The sequence below is a fragment of the Streptomyces sp. NPDC002896 genome (genome assembly GCF_040295225.1).
Lineage (GTDB): Bacteria > Actinomycetota > Actinomycetes > Streptomycetales > Streptomycetaceae > Streptomyces.
Genome location: NZ_JBEOVA010000002.1, coordinates 62,754 through 79,428, shown reverse-complemented (window position 1 = coordinate 79,428; position 16,675 = coordinate 62,754). Strand labels below are relative to the sequence as shown.

Genomic DNA, 16,675 nt, shown 5'->3' with positions numbered 1-16,675 from the left:
GTTCAGCGCTCGTCCGCCGAGGCGGAGGCGTGCCAGGAGCCGACGGCGAGGCGGCCGATCAGGCTGAAGACGGCGAAGACGGTGACGCCGAAGAGCGAGGCGAGGATGATCGAGGCGAACAGCTCCTCGGACTGGAGCCGGGAGCGGTAGACGTCGAGCAGCGTTCCGATTCCCGGGCTGCCCTGCTTGAAGAACATGTCGCCGACGATCGCGCCGATCACCGACAGGCCGGACGAGGTCCGCAGGCCGGTGAAGACAGAGGGCAGCGCGGCCGGCATCTCCAGTTTGCGCAGGCGGTCCCAGCGGCTTGCCTTCTGCAGGGTGAACAGGTCGTGGAGGGACCGGTCCACGGACTGCAGCCCGAACAGGGTGTTGGCGATCATCGGGAAGAGCGCGATCAGGACGCAGACCACCACGCGGCTGGTGAAACCGAAACCGAACCACAGGCCGATCAACGGCACGATCGCCAGGATCGGCACCGTCTGGAGCACGACGGCATACGGGTACAGCGACCGCTCCAGCCAGGACGCCCGGCTCATCAGCACCGCAGCCGTGATACCCAGAGCCGCGGCGATCACCAGACCGACGAGGGCCACCTGCGCGGTCAGCGACAACGCGAGCAGCATCGGCTCCAGCCGCGCCCAGTCCAGGAACGCCACGCTCAGCACCTGGTGGGGCGGTGGGACGAGGAAGCGGCGCTCGGGCGTGAGCAGCAGGTAGCTGACGGCGTACCAGATGCCGACGAACACGGCCAGCGAGGCGACGGGGGCGAGGCGCACCACCCGCTGGCGACCCGTGCGCGCCGTGTCGGGACCGGGCGGCCCGGAGGGCGCTCCATGATCCGTTCCTGGGGCGGTTTTCGTGACGGCATCCGCTGCGGGAGTCGTGTCCGTGCTCACTGGCTTCCTCCTCGCAGTGCGGCCGACACTTCGCCCGCGATACGCGCGAACCCCGGGTCGTACCGCAGCTCCGGCGGCCTCGGATGGGGGAACGGCACATCGAATTCGGCGACGATGCGGCCGGGTCGCGCCGACATGACCAGGACACGGTTCGAGAGGAACACCGCCTCCGTCACCGAGTGGGTGATGAAGAGCCCGGCGAACCCGGTCTCCGCGAAGATGCGCTGCAACTCCTCCTGCATACGCATACGGGTCATCTCGTCCAGCGCACCGAACGGTTCGTCGAAGAGGAACAGCGTCGGCTGCATCATCAGCGCCCTCGCCAGCGAGACCCGCATCCGCATGCCACCGGACAGCTGTCCCGGCAGTTGCTTCTCGAACCCCTCGAGCCCGACGAGCCGGATCACGTCCCTGGCACGCTCGCGGCGCTCCGCCTTGTCGGCTCCGGCCAGCTCGGCCGGGAGTTCGACGTTGGCCAGGACGCTGCGCCACGGCAGCAGGGTGGCGTCCTGGAAGACGTAACCGACCCGGTCTCCGGAGGTGTGCACCGTGCCGGCCGTCGGCTGGTCGAGCCCGGAGGCAAGTCGCAGCAGGGTGGACTTGCCGCAGCCGGAGGGCCCGACGATGGAGACGAAGTCCCCGGGGGCGACGGCGAGTTCCACCTTCTCCAGGGCCGTCGTCCCGTTGGCGAAGCGCTTTTCGACGCCGTCGAGGCGCAGCGCCGTCCCGAGTGTGGCCACCATGTCATCCCCATTCCGACGGCCCGTTGGACGAATACGTTGGACGAATGTTGATAGCATGAACATTCATTGTTTCGCCGCGATGTCTCCGACGTGACCGTCGTCGACTTGGACGATGGCTAGAAGAACTCGCGAACCATCGTCGTACGACTGATGATTCGGCCCGCCTTGAACACGATGCGATCCGGGCACGCGGCTCCGAGCGCCTCCGAGAGAGAGCCCGCGCGCACGGCCAACAGGTCGGCGACGGCACCCTCGTACGGACCGGCCGCAGGCAACCCCAGCACGGACCTGGCCCCGTGCGTCACCGCGTGGGCCGCTTCGTCCAGGGTTAGGTGCCCCGCCGTCACCAGCAGCCCCGCGGTCTCGAGAGGGTCTGCGCGGCCGACCGGGTTGAAGGGGTCGCGGATGTTGTCGCCGCCGGCGGCGAGTGTCACTCCCGCCTCGAGCAGGGGGCGAACGGCCGTCAGTCCACGAGGAGTCAGCGACGGACGGTCGCGCCCCTGGAGGTAGAGGTTCGTGATCGGCAGTGCTACGACGCCGATCCCGGCCTGGGCAGTCTCCTTGGCGATATGCGCGGCCTTCTGCGGATCAGTGGCCCCCAAGCTGACGCAGTGACTGGCGGTCACCGGCCCCGCGAAAGGGCGTCGCCGCACGGCATCCGCCAGCAGCCGCAGATCCGTCGCACCCGGGGACAGGTTCTCGTCCGCGTGAAGGTCCACACCCACGCCGTACTGCTCGGCGAGCCGCAGCACGCGCTCGATGGCCGCAGCGGGGTCCGCGGACAGGTGCGGACAGCCGCCCAGCAGGTCGGCCCCCAACTCGACCGCCTGGCAGAGCACTTCGTCGGGCGCGTCGGTGTGCAGCACGGCGACCTGCAGATCGATCCGGCCGCGCAGCTCCTCGCGCAGCCTGACCAGGGCCCGCAGGCCGCGCAGCGGGTCGGCACCGGGCAGCACATCGGCGTGGGTGCGTACGGCCGTCACGCCGTTGGCCAGCATGTCGTCGAGTGTGCGCCGGGCCCGAACGCGTACGTCCTCCTCGGTGACGTACTCGGCGTAGTGGCGCCAGGCGGCGACTGCGGAGGGCAGATCGCAGGGCGGTGCGCCGGCCAGATCCCAGGTCCCGGCTTTGTCCAGGTGGGCGTGGGGCTCGGCCGGGGCGGGCAGCAGGAGGTATCCGGAGAGGTCCAGTTCGGACGGGCCGGAGGGAAGCTCGCCGGGAGGGGCGACGGCCGTCACCCGGCCACCGTCGAGGAGTAGATCGCAGATGGAGCGGTCGGGGAGCAGTGCGCCGCGAATCGTCGTGGGCGTCATCTTGTCGCTGTGCCTTTCGCCGGGGGCTGGTGCGCGAAGCCGCCGAAGCGCTCTCTGAGGGGGTCGGAGGTCTACGGGATCGTGTGGTACCGACGGCCGAGGTGAACCAGCGCTGTCGCCCCGCCCAGCCCGGGCGTGATCGCCTCCACGGCCGCGATCAGGAGACGATGGTCGCCGGCCGGCACGTCGTCCTCGACGCGGCAGGCGAGGACGTGCGAGCTGTACTCGGTCAGCAGCGGCAGGCCGTTGTGGTCCGGTGTCCATTCGAGCCCTGCGAATCGGTCCGCGGTGCGGCCGGCGAACCGCCGGGCGACGCTTTCCCCGTCCGCGCCCAGGATGTTGAGGGCGAACCGGCCGCTGCGCCGGATGAGCGGAAGCGTACGGCCGGCGCCGTCCACGCCTATCGCCAGCAACTGCGGACTGCGGCTCAGACTCATGGCGGCGGTACTCGTGAACCCCGCCGGGCGGCCGCCCTCGCCGAGGGTGGTGACGATGCAGACGCCCCCGGCGAGGGCGGCCATGGCATCGAGGAAACCGGCGTCCATGGATGCGCTCGGCGGGCGGTCGGCGGTGGCCGGGGGCATGCGAACTCCTCGTGGCTGGGAGGCAGGAGCGGCGAGCGACCTATGTCTAGAATGTTGGTCACATCAACATTGACCGTAGCGGTCGGCTGTTTCCTGGGAGTAACACATTCCCGGTAGTACGTAGTACGCAGTCCCGACCGGAGCGCTCACCGAGACCGCAAGGATGCGCCATGCCAGCACAGTCCGCAGGTCGTAAGGACCGCACCACGGGCACCAAGTCACAGGCGGATCTGGACATGGCGATGCGCACCGAGCTCGGTGCGGCCATCCGCCGGCTACGCAAGGAGGGCGGGCTGACGCTGGTGGAACTCGCCGAACGATCGGAGCTGTCCCACCCCTTCCTCAGCCAGCTCGAGCGCGGCCTGGCCCGCCCCAGCATGCAGTCGCTGCACCGCATCGCCAGGGCTCTGGGCACGAGCCAGCAGGCCCTCCTGGCGCTGTCGGCCGGGCCGCCCGCGACCGGCAGGGCGGAGGAGGGGGTCCACCTGGTCCGCAGCGGAGAAGGGATGCCGGTGGCGGCCAGCTCGTCCGGTGTCGCCCGTGTGCTCGGCGCTGCCGGCTTCGCTGTGCACCCTGTGGAGTTCACCCGCGCTCCGTCGGTCTTCGAGGAGTACTACGACCACGCGGGCGACGAGTTCCTCTACGTGGTGGACGGCGCGATCGAGGTCGACCTGAAGACCTCTCGAGGGCAGCAAGTGCACCGCCTGGGCCCGGGCGACAGCCTCTGCTACACGGGGCGTACTCCGCATCGGTGGCGTGCGGTGGGCGACGCCGACTGCGTACGCGTCCTCATGGTGCAGAACGTCGCGGGTTCCCCGGCCGAGGCGCACGGGGATGCCAAGTGAGGTCCGTCAACGGGCGGACCGACGACGCAAGAAGGGGTGTTGCATGACGAAGCGAGGGCTCGGTGCACTGACCTATGGAGGCGTTGTGCAGCCGTGGGGCCGGGGCGCCGCGGCAGGAGGCTTCGTCTTCCTCAGCGGGATCGACGGTGTGACCGACGAGCAGGGCGATCCGGTGCACGGAGTCGCCGCGCAGACCTGGGTCACCCTCGACCGGGTGCGCGCGCTGCTCGCCGACGCGGGCGCGAGCATGGACGACATCGTCCAGTTCGACCAGTACGTGGCCGACCCCGCGGAGCGGACGGAGTACATGCGCGCTCGCGACGCCTGGTTGTCCGAGCACGCGCCCCGGTTGCTCGACGAGCGGTCCTACGCGTCGCTGCTGATCTATCCACGACTTGCCACTCCGGAGATGCGCGTCGAGATCCGCGCTGTGGCCTACGTCGGCTGAGCGGGGACCGGCCGGACGGCGGCCGTCTACGCCGGCTGGAGCGCGCACCGGCCGGACAGCCGCCGCCTACAGAGTGACGGCGACGGTGCCCGTGCTGCCGCCCGTGCGCCGCGCCTCGATGGCATCGGCGAGCCGGTCGAAGGGGAACGCCGTCGCGTTCAGCCTGAGGCGGCTCTCGGTCAGGTCGGTCAGGAGCGCCGAGAATGTGGCGTCGGGAACGGGCTGGCGGACCATGCTGACGGGCAGGAGGCGGACGTCGGCCGCGAAGAGGCTGGGCAGGTCGACGGTGAGGGTCTTGCCGCGCACGTAACCGATGAGGACGGCTCGGGCGCCCGGGTTGAGCGCGGGCAGGAACACGGGGACGGTGTCGCCTCCGACCGGATCGAGGAGCACATCGGCTCCGCCGGCCTCCTTGATGCGGGTGACGGTGTCCTCGTTCCAGCCGACCAGGATCTCGTCGGCGGCTTCGGGTACGGCCGCGGTCCGGGCTTCCCGGCTGACGACGGCCGTGACATGGGCTCCAACCCGGGCGGCCATCTGGACGCACATCGAGCCGACGGCCCCGGAGGCACCGGTTACGACGACGCGTTCTCCACTGCGAATCTTCCCGACGACCTCGACAGCGGCCCACGCAGTGGTCAGCGGCGAGTAGCAGGTGGCGGTCAGCGGTGCGTCCGCCTTCGCGGGGACCTCGCGCAACGCGGTGACGGGGACGGTGACGTGCTGCGCCCAGGTGCCGTCGCGCTCCAGGCCGATGCCGCCGCCACGGACCAGGACCCGACGGCCACGCCAGGTGTCGTCGCCTGCGACGACAGTGCCGACGCCGGAGGTACCCGGGGTGAAAGGGAGAGCGGGCCGGTAGGCGAAGGTCCCGGACATCAACGTCAGATCGAGGTGGGTGACCGCGGCCGCCTCCATCTCCACCACGGCCTCGCCGTGCGCGGGCGGTACCGGGTCCGGCACGTCCTCGATCTTGGCCCCGACACCCCACTCATGCAGCCGGGCTGCCCGCATCGGACGTCACCTCGTCTTCCCGCTCTTTCAGAATGCGAACGACGCCAACCGTACAACTGGCCGTCGCCCCGGCACTGCGGAGGGCCGGGTTCAGCAGGCCGAGTCCTCAGCCCTGCGCCAGCCCGGGCGACTCCGCGATCTCCCGCTCTGCGGAGTCGATGATCCCCAGCACGGCCGCCGACGCCGCCGCGGGATCGCCGCCCTCGACGGCCTCCACTACGGCGCGATGGGCCGGCAGCGAGGCTTCGACAGCGCCGGGCGTCTGCGTGCTCACCGCGAAGCTGTGTTCCAGCGCGATGTCGATCGCCCGGCCCAGCGAGCCGAGGAGACGGTTGCCGCTCGCGTCCAGCAAGGCGCGGTGGAAGGCCGTGTCGGCCTCGACATAGCCGCTGCGCCCGGGCCGGGCCGCCGCGGCTTCCATGGCCGCCAAGGCGTCGTACAGGGCCTGTATGTCCCCGGGGTCGGCCCTTCCGGCCGCGAGCCGGGCGGCCTCCGGCTCGACGATCCGCCGCAGTTCACCGGTGTCGCGCAGCAAGGCCGCGGAGTCACCGGCCTGTTGCCAGCGCAGCACGTCGCGGTCCAGGTGGTTCCAGTGCTCGGGTGGCAGCACGCGCGTGCCCGTGCGCGGGCGTACGTCCAGCATTCCCTTGGCCACGAGGGCCTTGACCGCCTCCCGCAACGCACCGCGGCTGACGCCGATTTCGGTGGCGAGCACGTCCTCGACGGGCAGTGGCTGCCCCGGCTCCCACGCGCCGCCCACGATGCGCAGGCCGAGCTCGTCGACCACGCGCTGATGCATGGTCCGGTACTGCACCACGATCTCTGCACACCCCCTGGACGAGTTTCGTCGAATCATTTAATGATTGCTGTCATGTTACGTGGCCGCCAGTCCGACCGGACGAAGAGAGGCGTTCCCCAATGACGCACGCGGACGACGAAATAGGCACGCCCCACCGTGCCGCCGCACCTTTCCCCTTGAACAGCCGCCACCTGCCGCTGCCCGAAGTGCGCACGCTGCCCGCCCCGCCGCTCAAGACCTGGCGCATCATCGGCCCGGGCATCGTCGCGGCCGGAGTGGGCCTGTCCTCGGGCGAGTTCATCCTCTGGCCGTACATCGCGTCTCAGGCCGGACTCGTCTTCCTGTGGGGAGCGGTCGTAGGCGTTGTCACCCAGTGGTTTCTCAACATGGAGATCGAGCGCTACACGCTCGCCACCGGAGAGACGGCCATGACCGGCTTCAACCGCTACTGGCGGCACTGGGGCGCGGTACTGGCAGCGCTGACGTACGCGGCGAACCTGTGGCCGGGCTGGGCCACCGGCTCCGCCACCATGCTCTCCTACGTCTTCGGCGGCGAGCCGACCGTCATCGCCGTGTGCCTGCTGCTGCTCATCGGCGCGATCCTCACCCTCGCCCCGGTCGTCTACACAGCGCTGGAGCGGCTGCTGTTCGTCAAGGTCGCTCTGATCGGCGGGTTCTTCGTCCTTGCGGTGATCTTCGCGATCAAGGCGGCGAGCTGGAAGGAACTGCCGCAGGCCGCTACCCACATCGGTCGGTTCCCCAGTGAACTCGGCGTCGCCGTGCTGATGGGAGCGCTCGCCTACGCCGGTGCCGGCGGCGGGCAGAACCTGTGCCAGAGCAACTGGATCCGCGACAAGGACTTCGGCATGGGCCACTACGTGCCCCGGCTGGTCAGCCCGGTGACCGGCAAGGAGGACGCCGGGTCGGGTTCGGCCGCCGGATACGTCTTCGTCCCGGAAGGCGAGAACCTCCTGCGGTGGAAGCGCTGGTGGCGCTTCGCCAACACCGAGCAGGCCATCACCTTCGGCCTCACCACCATCGTCACCATCGTGCTCGCCTCGCTGCTGGCGCACTCCACGCTCTTCGGCACGCCGGGTCTCTCCAACGATGTGGGCTTCATACGGGAGGAAGGCGAGGCGCTACAGGGCCAGGTGGGCAGCTGGTTCGGGGTGCTGTTCTGGCTGATCGGCGCGTTCTCCCTGTTCTGCGCGGCGACCGGGATCGTCGACTACACCAGCCGGCTCGCTGCGGACGTCCTCAAGTCGACATATCTGCGCGGTTCGCGGCTGCCGGAGAGCCGGCTGTACTTCTGGCTCGTGTGGGGGCTCGTCGCCATCGGCGTCGCCATTCTGGCGCTCGGCCTCGACCAGCCGCTGGTCCTGCTGGTGGTGTCCGCCTGCGTGGCCGGGCTGATGATGTTCGTCTACTCCGGCCTGCTGCTCTACATGAACCGCAAGGCGCTGCCGGCACCGCTGAAGGTGCGCAGCTATCGGGCGGCCGCCCTGGTGTGGGCGGTCGGCCTCTTCGGCGTGCTGTCCGTTCTGACCGTACGGCAGCAGATCGAGAACCTCTTCGGCTGACGGCTACTGAAGTCACGTGAGCCGACCGCAAACCGAGCGACACGAGAACCACGGGAGTGCGTACATGACCGACGGGAAGCAGACGGGCCGCCGCAGCCAGGCGTGGTTCGGGGCGAGTGGCCGCAGCGGGATGGTGTACCGGTCCTGGATGCGCAACCAGGGCTTCGGTCCCGAGGTGTTCGACGGGCGTCCGGTCGTCGGCATCGCGACCAGCGCCTCCGAACTCGCCCCGTGCAACGCCCATCTGACGCGCGTCGCCGAGGCGGTGAAGCGCGGCGTGTGGCAGGCCGGCGGCTTCCCGCTGCAGTTCCCCACCATGGCCACCGGCGAGACGCTGATGCGGCCCACCGCGATGCTCTACCGCAACCTCATGGCCATGGAGGTCGAGGAGCTCATCCGCGCCAACCCGCTGGACGGCGTCGTGCTGCTGTCCGGCTGCGACAAGACGACGCCCGCCATGCTCATGGGCGCCGCCAGCGTCGACCTGCCCGCCGTCATGGTCACCGGCGGGCCGATGCTCAACGGCAAGTACCGGGGCCAGGACGTCGGTTCCGGCACGCACGTGTGGAAGTTCGAAGAGGACCTGAAGACCGGCCGGATGACCCAGGAGGAGTGCTTCTTCGCCGAGGGCTGCATGGCCCGCTCCAACGGCCACTGCATGACGATGGGCACGGCCTCCACGATGGCGTGCATGGCGGAGGCGCTCGGCATGCAGCTGCCGGGCTCCGCGAGCTGGCCCGCCGTCGACTCCCGGCGTATGGAGACCGCGCAGGCGGCGGGGCGGCGCATTGTGGAGATGGTCTACGAGGAGTTGCGGCCCTCGCAGATCCTGACCCGGGACGCGTTCGAGAACGCCATCCGCGTCAACGCGGCCATCGGCGGCTCCACGAACGCCATCATCCACCTCACCGCACTCGCGGGGCGTGTGGGCGTCGGCCTGACCCCCGAGGACTTCGACACGCTGGCCCGTGTGGTGCCGACGCTGGTCAACCTGATGCCCAGCGGAAAGTACCTGATGGAGGACTTCTGCTACGCGGGCGGGCTGCCCGCGGTCATGAACGAACTCCTCGGCGGCGGACTGCTGCACGGCGAGCAGATCACCGTCACCGGCCGGGACATCGCCGAGAACGTGGCGGACGCCGAGCGCATCGATTCCGACGTCATCACCGGCCTGGACGCACCGTTCCAGCCGCCGGGCTCCGGCACCGCCGTCCTGCGCGGCAACCTGTGCCCCGACGGCGCGGTGATCAAGCAGTCCGCCGCGTCACCGCATCTGCTCACCCACCGTGGCCCCGCGCGTGTCTTCGACTCCCCCGAGGCGTACCACGAGGTCGCCGACGACCCAGATCTCGACGTCGACGAGAACACGGTGATCGTCATCCGCAACGCAGGACCGAAGGGCTACCCCGGCATGCCGGAGGTCTCCAACGTGCCGCTGCCCGCGAAGCTGTTGAAGGCGGGCGTCACCGACATGGTGCGTGTCTGCGACGGCCGGATGAGCGGTACCGGCTACGGCACCGTGGTGCTGCACGTGGCGCCCGAGGCCGCCGTCGGCGGCCCCCTCGCGCTCGTACGCGACGGGGACCTGATCGTTCTCGATGTTCCGAACCGCACTCTGCGCCTGGACGTGGACGACGCCGAGCTGGAGCGGCGCCGGGCCGAGTGGAAGCCGCCCGCGCCACAGCACACCAGCGGTTACGCCTGGCTCTACACCCAGCACGTCGAACAGGCCGACCAAGGCGCCGACTTCGGCTTCCTGCGCGGGTGCCGCGGCCACGACGTACCCCGCGACTCCCACTGAGCGCGCGCCCAGCGACCTTTTGAGCCCTCGCCCCCCACGACTCCAGGAGAAACACCGTGGAATCGGCAGCCCGTCCCCGACTGTCCCTGACCCCCGACTCCGTCCTGCCGGAGGACGCCGGCCAGGCCGCCCTCATCGCGCGCGTCCAGGAGCCGGAGTGGGCCGGACCGTGTGTGGCCGCGGTGCGCGGCGAGCACGTCGTCGACCTGACCGCCATCGCCCCAACCGTCTCCGACCTGCTGGAACGCGACGACGCGGAGGCGATCGTACGGGAGGCGCCCGGCGGACGCGCGTGGCGCCTGGCCGAGCTGCTGGACGCGACCGCCGGGGGCCGCCGGGACCGCCCGCACCTGCTCGCCCCCATCGACCTGCAGGTGATCAAGGCCGCGGGCGTCACCTTCGCCCGGAGCCTGCTGGAGCGCGTCATCGAAGAGCGCACGGGCGGCGATCCGGCGCAGGCCGCCCGGGTACGCGCACGTATCGGGCAGGTGGTGGGCGGTGCCGTCGACCGTATCCGCCCGGGGTCGCCAGAGGCCGAGAAAGCCAGGGAGCTGCTGGTCTCCGAAGGGTTGTGGTCGCAGTATCTGGAGGTCGGGATCGGCCCGGACGCGGAGGTGTTCACGAAGGCGCCGGTGCTGTCCGCGGTCGGCACGGGAGCCGACATCGGCGTGCTCGCCGCCTCCATGTGGAACAACCCGGAGCCCGAGGCCGTGCTCGTCGTGGACTCGCGCGGCCGGGTGCGGGGCGCCACGCTGGGCAACGACGTCAATCTCCGGGACGTCGAAGGGCGCAGCGCGCTGCTGCTGTCCCGGGCCAAGGACAACAACGCCTCATGCGCGATCGGCCCGTTCGTCCGCCTGCTCGACGACGACTTCGACCTCGACGCCGTGCGCGAACTGGACATCGAGCTGCGGATCGACGGCCCGGACGGTTACGTACTGCACGGCAGCAGCTCGATGCGTGAGATCAGCCGCGACGTGCTGGATCTCGTCGCCGCCGTGCACGGTGCGCACCACCAGCACCCCGACGGCTTCGTGCTGTTCACCGGGACGCTCTTCGCCCCCACCGATGACCGGCAGGCACCTGGAGCCGGCTTCACCCACGAGCGCGACGACATCGTGCGGATCTCCAGTGCGCGGCTGGGTGCGCTGGTCAACACCGTCAACTCCAGCGAGCAGGCGCCGCCGTGGGAGTACGGCCTGCGCGCGCTGATGCGCAACCTGGCCGGGCGCGGCGTGCTTTAGGGCCGCCCGCGTCGGGCCCGTCCGCGTCGGGCTCGCCCAGTTCACCGTACGTCCTGATCGCCGCATGTCCCGTTCTCCGTAGGAGGTCCTCCGTGCACACCGCGAGCCACACGTCCGGCACGGCCGCGGCGCTGGCCGCCCTCGCCGCTCGGCTTCCGCCGCACGCGCTGATGACCGATCCCGACGTGCTCGAAGCGCACCGCACCGACCACGCCCCGTTCTGCCCCAGCGGCTCCCCCGCCGCCCTGGTACGCGCGCACAGCACCGAGGAGGTCTCCTTCGTCCTGCGGACGGCCAACGACCACCGCGTCCCCGTGGTCCCGCAGGGTGCCAGGACGGGTCTCGCCGGGGGCGCCAACGCGGTCGACGGCTGCATCCTGCTGTCCGTGGAGCGCATGGACCGCATCCTGGAGATCGACACCGCCGACCAGGTCGCCGTCGTCGAGGCCGGGGTGGTCAACGCCGTGTTCTCGCGGGCCGTCGCCGAGCAGGGCCTGTTCTACCCGCCGGACCCGTCGTCGTGGGAGATGTCGACGCTGGGCGGTAACGCCGCGACGAACGCCGGGGGCCTGTGCTGCGTGAAATACGGAGTCACCGGCGACTTCGTGCGCGGCCTGACCGTCGTACTCGCCGACGGCACCGTGCTGCGGACCGGCCGCCGCACCGCCAAGGGCGTGGCCGGCTACGACCTCACCCACCTGTTCGTGGGCTCCGAGGGCACGTTGGGCGTCATCACCGAAGTCGTCCTGGCGCTGCGGCCTGCCGCGCAGGCACCGCTTACCGCGGTCGCGTTCTTCCCGACACCGGCTGAGGCGTGCGCCGCCGTCGCCGACTACATGGCGGACGGCACACGGCCCAGCCTGCTGGAGCTGATGGACCGTCCGACGATCGACGTGGTTTCGGCCTACCGCGACCTCGGTTTCCCGCCGGAGGCGGGCGCGGTGCTCATCGCCCAGTCGGATCGGGGTGATCAGGCCGCCGAGGATCTGAAACGGTTCGCACGTATCGCGCAGGCGCACAGGGGTGACGCCGTGGTGGCCGACGATCCGGCGGAGGCCGACATGCTGCTGGAGGCCCGTCGCGTGGTCGGCATCGCGACCCAGAGCCTCGGTGCCTACCTGGCCGAAGACGTGTGCGTGCCGCGCCGCGTGCTGGCGGACCTCGTCGACGGCGTGGCGGACATCGCCCGCCGCCACCGTGTCCTCATCACGTGCGTCGCACACGCCGGGGACGGAAACCTGCACCCCCATGTGATCTTCGATCCGGCCAGGAAGGACGAGGTGGAACGGGCGCAGCAGGCCTTCGGCGCGGTGATGGACCTGGGCCTGGCACTGGGCGGCACGATCACCGGCGAGCACGGTGTCGGCGTACTCAAACGCGACTGGCTCACCAAGGAGCTCGGCCCGGCCGGCCTGCGCGTCCACCACAGCATCAAGGACGCCCTGGACCCGCGCGGCATCCTGAACCCGGGCAAGGTTCTCGCCGATCGGGTGTGAGAGCAGGTCGGTTGTTGATCACAACCGAGGTGACCCTGGACGAGATCGCCGCCTACTTCGAGGACACAACTAAGGACACAACTGTGCAGACCACGCACCCTGTACGCCTGTTCCGGCGCGCAGGACGTCGCACGGCTGCACGGCCTGCGGGACGGCAACTGGTCGTAGATGCCGGACGCCATCCCGACCTGGTTTTTCGATCTCAAGGCGCTCGCTGCTCAGACCGGCCATCCTGAGCTGCCGGAGCAAGTTGCCGACGAGCACCACCCGCTCGACGAAGCCCGTCACAACGGGGCGAAACACCAGTAGTTGCTGACTCTGAAGGAGAACCGACCATGCGTATCCGCCTTGCCCTTGCTGTCACCACGGCCGCCACCCTCGCCCTCGGCCTCACCGGCTGTTCTGAGCAGCACGATGCCGGCCCCGCAGGGAAGGTCATAGCGAAGGACACCGACCGGGAGTGCAAGAGGACGGGAACAGGCAAGAAGAAGCGCCGCTCGTGCCACACCGAGTACGAGCTGACCGTCCGTACGCCCAAGGGCGACGAGGTCGAGTTCGATGTGTCTAGTTCGGACTACGACAAGTGCTTCCGGGGTTCGTCGTACCCGAAGTGCACGAAGCGGTGACAGCCTACGACGGCCTGTGCATCACCGGCATCGGCGGACCGGGTCGCCGACCCTGACGCCTGAACTATGCCCCGCTGGTTTCGTAAGCGAGAGCGAGAAACGTTTATCGACGGTATTGGGCATACTCAGCGATCAGACAGCTCGAAAATGTCGTTGCGGACTGGCAACGCTGGGGGCCGGGCCTCACCCAGGTGCGGCCTCCGGCGACCGCGGCGCCGGATCGCTGGATGGCGTCCGCGTATCCTGGCGCGACCAAGGGGGGAATCTGATGGTGGTGCTGCTCGGTGTGGTCCTGGCTCTCACGGTGGCCGGGTGTGGCGCGGTGGTGTGGGCGGCGCGCGGCGGCCCTCGGTGGGTGCGTGTTGTGGCGACCGCGACCCTTGTAGCGGGCGAACTGGTGAGGCGCTCCGGTAAGAGCAGCAAGCGGAGCATCGAGGAGTAGGGCCGTTCCTCGATGCCAGGGATGTCGGCCGACCTCAGGACCATGTCAAGATCGCACGTCCTCGCACTGGCCGACACCGCCATCTCGGGCCTCGATTACAGGCTCGTGCCCGCAAGCTGGCACCCTGACCCCGACTGCAATCACTGCTGCGCGTTCGCAGGAGCCGGGCCCTTCTGTGTTTCGGGGGCGCACGGCGAGTCGTGCCGCCTGGCGTGGCACGGAGGACGGCGAAGGATCCGGGATTATCACGCCGTGACAATCCCGCTGTCCTGTCCCAGATAAGTCTGGGCAACGCCAGAGGTCGGCGTCAGCCGTCGTCGGACGCTCAAAGTAGGCTCGCGGGCAGAAGGTGGGACGCGGAAGGTGGGACGCGCCTATTGCTTGATCACGACGGGTTCGCGGAGACTCCGGTCGCCTTGCCGATGGCCTCCATCACGTCCGCACGCCTGGGTTGCCCGGACGCCCTGCCGACAACCCGGCCGTGCGGGTCGAGGACGAGCACGGTCGGTGTGCGCAGGATGTCCAGCCGTTTGACCAGATCAAGGCGGGCCTCTGCATCGATCTCCACGTGCGCCGCTCCCGGCACCGTCCCGGCGACCTCGGTCAGCAGCCGACGCGTGGCCCGGCAAGGCGAGCAGAAGGCGGTGGAGAACTGAACCAGCGTCACCCGCTCCCCCAGCTCGGCCTCGAGCTCCTCCGCCGACAGACACACCTCACCGTCGCCGGCCCGCTCCCGGACCCTGCCGTTGCGCGCAGCCCGCACCAGCCCGAAGACGCTCGCCAGAACGAGCACCGCGACGCACACCACCAACCCGGTCATACGACCAGTCTCCACCACCCTCAAGCCCTCCGAACCCTCCGCCCCCTGCGAACCGTAGGCGCCAACCGGCCATCGACCGCTAGGTACCGCACCGCTACCATGACGGCCATGGACTCCCCTCCCCGGCCGCTGCGGCTGACCACCCGTCGCGTGGTCGACCTCTGCCGGGTCACAGCCTGCCGCTGTCGCTGACACCTGTGCCGGCCCGATCGCCATCCCCCTCCTCCCGGAGTCCCCCTCATGCAGATCGACCCGCGCGGCCCGCGCTTCGCCGCCGCGCTCACCACACTTGTCCTCTGCGCGGTGCTGATCACCGGCAGCGGCACCCTGCTGGCCGTACAGACCGCGGTCTTCGCGCTCGGAGCGTTCGCCGGCCTGCAGTACTCCCCGTACGGCTGGCTGTACCGGGTCGCCGTCCGGCCCAGGCTCGCCCCGCCGCGCGAGCTGGAGGACGTCCGGCCGCCCCGTTTCGCGCAGGGCGTCGGCTTCGGCTTCGGCCTGGTCGGCACCGTCGGCTATCTGGCCGGCGCCGAGTGGCTGGGCCTCGCCGCGACCGCGCTCGCCCTGGCCGCAGCCTTCCTCAACGCGGCCTTCGGCTACTGCCTCGGCTGCGAGATGTACCTGATCATCCGCCGCCTCCGAAGCGCCTGAACGAGCGGGAGGCCGGTGACGGCGCCCCGTCGCGACGGTACGGTCGGTTTCCGACCACGCCTTGGCGGCGGTGTCGCGGGGGATGACGCGCAGCCGGAGGCCGAAGCGCAGAGTGCGGCCCACGTGTGCGGCTTTGGCCCGCACCCTGCGATGGGCTCGGCGAGCGCGGCCGGGGGTTCGCCCCCACAGCAGCTGCACCTCGGCGTGGCGCGCCGCGACGTCCTCGGCGGCCGGGGACGCGCCGCCGAAGTAGAAGGGGGCGCGCGACTCCACAGCGGTCGCATCCAGGCGAGCACCCTCCGCCCGCACATGGCGGCCCCAGGAAATCGATGAGTTTACCGTCGAGCAGTTCGCCTACCACGTACACGAGTTCGCCGCGCCCGAAGTACCGCTCGTCCTTGGGCAGATGGTCGCCGTACCGGGCTGAGGCTCGGGCTCGCACAAGACTGGCTCTTCCTCGTCGCGGCGGAACTCATCGCGCTCTCCATGGGGTTGGGCTTCCTGCTGATCGACAGCGAGAACACCGGCCGCACGGACATCCTGCTGCTCGCGATCGTGCTGCTGGCCTTGGCAAGGCGAGCGACCCCCTTCTGGGGGTGGCGGAGCGCGGAGTCGTACGACGGTGTAGCTAGCCGCCCGTTCCGCGCCTGGACGGGGGGCGGGTCATGCTCTGGCTACGAGGGGCGCCGCCCGTTTCAGCGCCGGTCCAGCCACTCCTGCAGGATGTCGCAGAGGGGCTTCAGGTCCGCGTCCAGGCGCCGCGCGAACGCGGGCGCGGGATCGGCGGCGGTGCGCCACCCGCGGAGGGTGGCGAGGAAGGCGGCTTGGACGGCGCCGCCGATGCTCGCCGGGGCCAGGGCCCCCGGGTCGTCTTCGGTCCGCCGGGCCACGTGCTCGGCCACGGCCCCAGCCCAGCTGATCCACTGGGCGGACTCCTCGGCGCGCAGTGCCGGGGAGGTGTCGAGAATGACGAAGCGCTTCATCCAGGTGCCCTCGTCGTCCATCGAGGCCCGGAAGGCTTCGACGACGGCGGTACGGACGGCGGTCATGACGGGGACGCGGGGGTCCGCCTCGCGGAGCAGTCGTCGCAGGATCGCGGTGTGCTCCTCGAAGGCGGACCAGATGATCGCGGCCTTCGAGGTGTAGTAACGGAAGAAGGTCGTCTTGCTCACGCCGCACGCGTCGGTGATCGCCCCGAGGGTGGTGCCTTCGTAGCCGTGCTCGAGAAACAGTGCGATCGCCCTGGTCTCGATGTCCTGCCGTGACGACACCGCGGGACGCCCCCGGGACCGCTTGCCCGTGACCACGTGGACGCTCCTCCTCTTCTCGGCCTCCGGTGGGCCGTCGTGAGCCTAGCGGGCCCTGCGCTC

At 70.2% G+C, this 16,675-nt stretch carries 18 protein-coding genes and 1 pseudogene; 10 read left to right on the top strand and 9 right to left on the bottom strand.

The window, feature by feature from the left end:
- Nucleotides 1-2 precede the first annotated feature (2 nt).
- From ABT009_RS02650 to ABT009_RS02635, 4 genes are all read right to left on the bottom strand, one after another.
- A complete protein-coding gene (locus tag ABT009_RS02650; RefSeq protein WP_351288760.1) occupies nucleotides 3-899 on the bottom strand; it encodes an ABC transporter permease in 897 nt (298 codons plus the stop codon).
- Nucleotides 896-1,642 carry an ABC transporter ATP-binding protein gene (locus ABT009_RS02645; RefSeq protein WP_351288758.1) on the bottom strand — a complete coding sequence of 249 codons (747 nt, stop codon included), beginning with the start codon at nucleotides 1,640-1,642 and terminating at the stop codon, nucleotides 896-898. Before ABT009_RS02645 ends, ABT009_RS02650 begins: the two co-directional genes overlap by 4 nt.
- A gap of 116 nt (nucleotides 1,643-1,758) precedes the next feature.
- The gene (locus tag ABT009_RS02640; protein ID WP_351288756.1) at nucleotides 1,759-2,955 is read right to left on the bottom strand and encodes an amidohydrolase family protein; all 1,197 of its coding nucleotides are present in this window, start codon (nucleotides 2,953-2,955) and stop codon (nucleotides 1,759-1,761) included.
- A gap of 71 nt (nucleotides 2,956-3,026) precedes the next feature.
- A complete protein-coding gene (locus ABT009_RS02635; RefSeq protein WP_351288754.1) occupies nucleotides 3,027-3,539 on the bottom strand; it encodes a flavin reductase family protein in 513 nt (170 codons plus the stop codon).
- A 170-nt stretch (nucleotides 3,540-3,709) separates the two neighbouring features.
- Between ABT009_RS02635 and ABT009_RS02630 the strand changes: the two genes are divergently transcribed.
- Complete coding sequence (locus tag ABT009_RS02630; protein ID WP_351288752.1) at nucleotides 3,710-4,384, top strand: helix-turn-helix domain-containing protein; 675 nt, start codon at nucleotides 3,710-3,712, stop codon at nucleotides 4,382-4,384.
- 43 nt (nucleotides 4,385-4,427) lie between these two features.
- Nucleotides 4,428-4,832 (top strand): RidA family protein, encoded by a 405-nt coding sequence (locus tag ABT009_RS02625; protein WP_351288750.1) that lies wholly within the window; start codon nucleotides 4,428-4,430, stop codon nucleotides 4,830-4,832.
- Between the two features lie 66 nt (nucleotides 4,833-4,898).
- Here the strand turns inward: ABT009_RS02625 and ABT009_RS02620 are convergent, their stop codons facing one another.
- Nucleotides 4,899-5,846, bottom strand: a complete 948-nt coding sequence (locus tag ABT009_RS02620) for a quinone oxidoreductase family protein (protein ID WP_351288748.1) — start codon at nucleotides 5,844-5,846, stop codon at nucleotides 4,899-4,901.
- A gap of 106 nt (nucleotides 5,847-5,952) precedes the next feature.
- The gene (locus ABT009_RS02615) at nucleotides 5,953-6,645 is read right to left on the bottom strand and encodes a FadR/GntR family transcriptional regulator (protein WP_351288746.1); all 693 of its coding nucleotides are present in this window, start codon (nucleotides 6,643-6,645) and stop codon (nucleotides 5,953-5,955) included.
- 176 nt (nucleotides 6,646-6,821) lie between these two features.
- Between ABT009_RS02615 and ABT009_RS02610 the strand changes: the two genes are divergently transcribed.
- From ABT009_RS02610 to ABT009_RS02580, 7 genes are all read left to right on the top strand, one after another.
- The gene (locus tag ABT009_RS02610; protein ID WP_351288744.1) at nucleotides 6,822-8,225 is read left to right on the top strand and encodes an Nramp family divalent metal transporter; all 1,404 of its coding nucleotides are present in this window, start codon (nucleotides 6,822-6,824) and stop codon (nucleotides 8,223-8,225) included.
- Between the two features lie 64 nt (nucleotides 8,226-8,289).
- The gene (locus tag ABT009_RS02605; RefSeq protein WP_351288742.1) at nucleotides 8,290-10,026 is read left to right on the top strand and encodes an IlvD/Edd family dehydratase; all 1,737 of its coding nucleotides are present in this window, start codon (nucleotides 8,290-8,292) and stop codon (nucleotides 10,024-10,026) included.
- 56 nt (nucleotides 10,027-10,082) lie between these two features.
- Nucleotides 10,083-11,270: a fumarylacetoacetate hydrolase family protein gene (locus ABT009_RS02600; protein WP_351288740.1), complete on the top strand. Its 1,188-nt coding sequence runs from the start codon at nucleotides 10,083-10,085 to the stop codon at nucleotides 11,268-11,270.
- Nucleotides 11,271-11,362: 92 nt separating this feature from the next.
- A complete protein-coding gene (locus tag ABT009_RS02595) occupies nucleotides 11,363-12,766 on the top strand; it encodes an FAD-binding oxidoreductase (protein ID WP_351288738.1) in 1,404 nt (467 codons plus the stop codon).
- A gap of 168 nt (nucleotides 12,767-12,934) precedes the next feature.
- Complete coding sequence (locus tag ABT009_RS02590; RefSeq protein WP_351288736.1) at nucleotides 12,935-13,075, top strand: hypothetical protein; 141 nt, start codon at nucleotides 12,935-12,937, stop codon at nucleotides 13,073-13,075.
- A gap of 26 nt (nucleotides 13,076-13,101) precedes the next feature.
- On the top strand, nucleotides 13,102-13,392 hold the full coding sequence (locus ABT009_RS02585; protein WP_351288735.1) for a hypothetical protein: 291 nt from the start codon (nucleotides 13,102-13,104) through the stop codon (nucleotides 13,390-13,392).
- Between the two features lie 268 nt (nucleotides 13,393-13,660).
- The gene (locus ABT009_RS02580) at nucleotides 13,661-13,834 is read left to right on the top strand and encodes a hypothetical protein (protein WP_351288733.1); all 174 of its coding nucleotides are present in this window, start codon (nucleotides 13,661-13,663) and stop codon (nucleotides 13,832-13,834) included.
- A gap of 385 nt (nucleotides 13,835-14,219) precedes the next feature.
- Here the strand turns inward: ABT009_RS02580 and ABT009_RS02575 are convergent, their stop codons facing one another.
- Nucleotides 14,220-14,654 carry a TlpA family protein disulfide reductase gene (locus ABT009_RS02575; RefSeq protein WP_351289502.1) on the bottom strand — a complete coding sequence of 145 codons (435 nt, stop codon included), beginning with the start codon at nucleotides 14,652-14,654 and terminating at the stop codon, nucleotides 14,220-14,222.
- Nucleotides 14,655-14,894: 240 nt separating this feature from the next.
- Here ABT009_RS02575 and ABT009_RS02570 point away from each other — a divergent pair, with 240 nt between their 5' ends.
- On the top strand, nucleotides 14,895-15,305 hold the full coding sequence (locus ABT009_RS02570; RefSeq protein WP_351288731.1) for a DUF4395 domain-containing protein: 411 nt from the start codon (nucleotides 14,895-14,897) through the stop codon (nucleotides 15,303-15,305).
- Between the two features lie 39 nt (nucleotides 15,306-15,344).
- On the opposite strand, the pseudogene ABT009_RS02565 reads toward ABT009_RS02570, so the two are convergent.
- Nucleotides 15,345-15,578 (bottom strand): annotated as a pseudogene (locus tag ABT009_RS02565) (LLM class flavin-dependent oxidoreductase); the annotation flags it as partial.
- Between the two features lie 422 nt (nucleotides 15,579-16,000).
- Nucleotides 16,001-16,612, bottom strand: coding sequence for an acyl-CoA-like ligand-binding transcription factor (locus ABT009_RS02560; RefSeq protein ID WP_351288729.1), 612 nt, complete (start codon nucleotides 16,610-16,612; stop codon nucleotides 16,001-16,003).
- Nucleotides 16,613-16,675: the final 63 nt, after the last annotated feature.

Bases quoted from the DNA above. Each gene is read 5' to 3' on its own strand.
- ABT009_RS02580 (WP_351288733.1), top strand. From the start codon at position 13,661: ATGGTGGTGCTGCTCGGTGTGGTCCTGGCTCTCACGGTGGCCGGGTGT.
- ABT009_RS02640 (WP_351288756.1), bottom strand. From the start codon at position 2,955: ATGACGCCCACGACGATTCGCGGCGCACTGCTCCCCGACCGCTCCATC.
- ABT009_RS02575 (WP_351289502.1), bottom strand. From the start codon at position 14,654: ATGACCGGGTTGGTGGTGTGCGTCGCGGTGCTCGTTCTGGCGAGCGTC.
- ABT009_RS02635 (WP_351288754.1), bottom strand. From the start codon at position 3,539: ATGCCCCCGGCCACCGCCGACCGCCCGCCGAGCGCATCCATGGACGCC.
- ABT009_RS02585 (WP_351288735.1), top strand. From the start codon at position 13,102: ATGCGTATCCGCCTTGCCCTTGCTGTCACCACGGCCGCCACCCTCGCC.
- ABT009_RS02590 (WP_351288736.1), top strand. From the start codon at position 12,935: ATGCCGGACGCCATCCCGACCTGGTTTTTCGATCTCAAGGCGCTCGCT.
- ABT009_RS02605 (WP_351288742.1), top strand. From the start codon at position 8,290: ATGACCGACGGGAAGCAGACGGGCCGCCGCAGCCAGGCGTGGTTCGGG.
- ABT009_RS02570 (WP_351288731.1), top strand. From the start codon at position 14,895: ATGCAGATCGACCCGCGCGGCCCGCGCTTCGCCGCCGCGCTCACCACA.
- ABT009_RS02625 (WP_351288750.1), top strand. From the start codon at position 4,428: ATGACGAAGCGAGGGCTCGGTGCACTGACCTATGGAGGCGTTGTGCAG.
- ABT009_RS02620 (WP_351288748.1), bottom strand. From the start codon at position 5,846: ATGCGGGCAGCCCGGCTGCATGAGTGGGGTGTCGGGGCCAAGATCGAG.
- ABT009_RS02630 (WP_351288752.1), top strand. From the start codon at position 3,710: ATGCCAGCACAGTCCGCAGGTCGTAAGGACCGCACCACGGGCACCAAG.
- ABT009_RS02615 (WP_351288746.1), bottom strand. From the start codon at position 6,645: ATGCATCAGCGCGTGGTCGACGAGCTCGGCCTGCGCATCGTGGGCGGC.
- ABT009_RS02645 (WP_351288758.1), bottom strand. From the start codon at position 1,642: ATGGTGGCCACACTCGGGACGGCGCTGCGCCTCGACGGCGTCGAAAAG.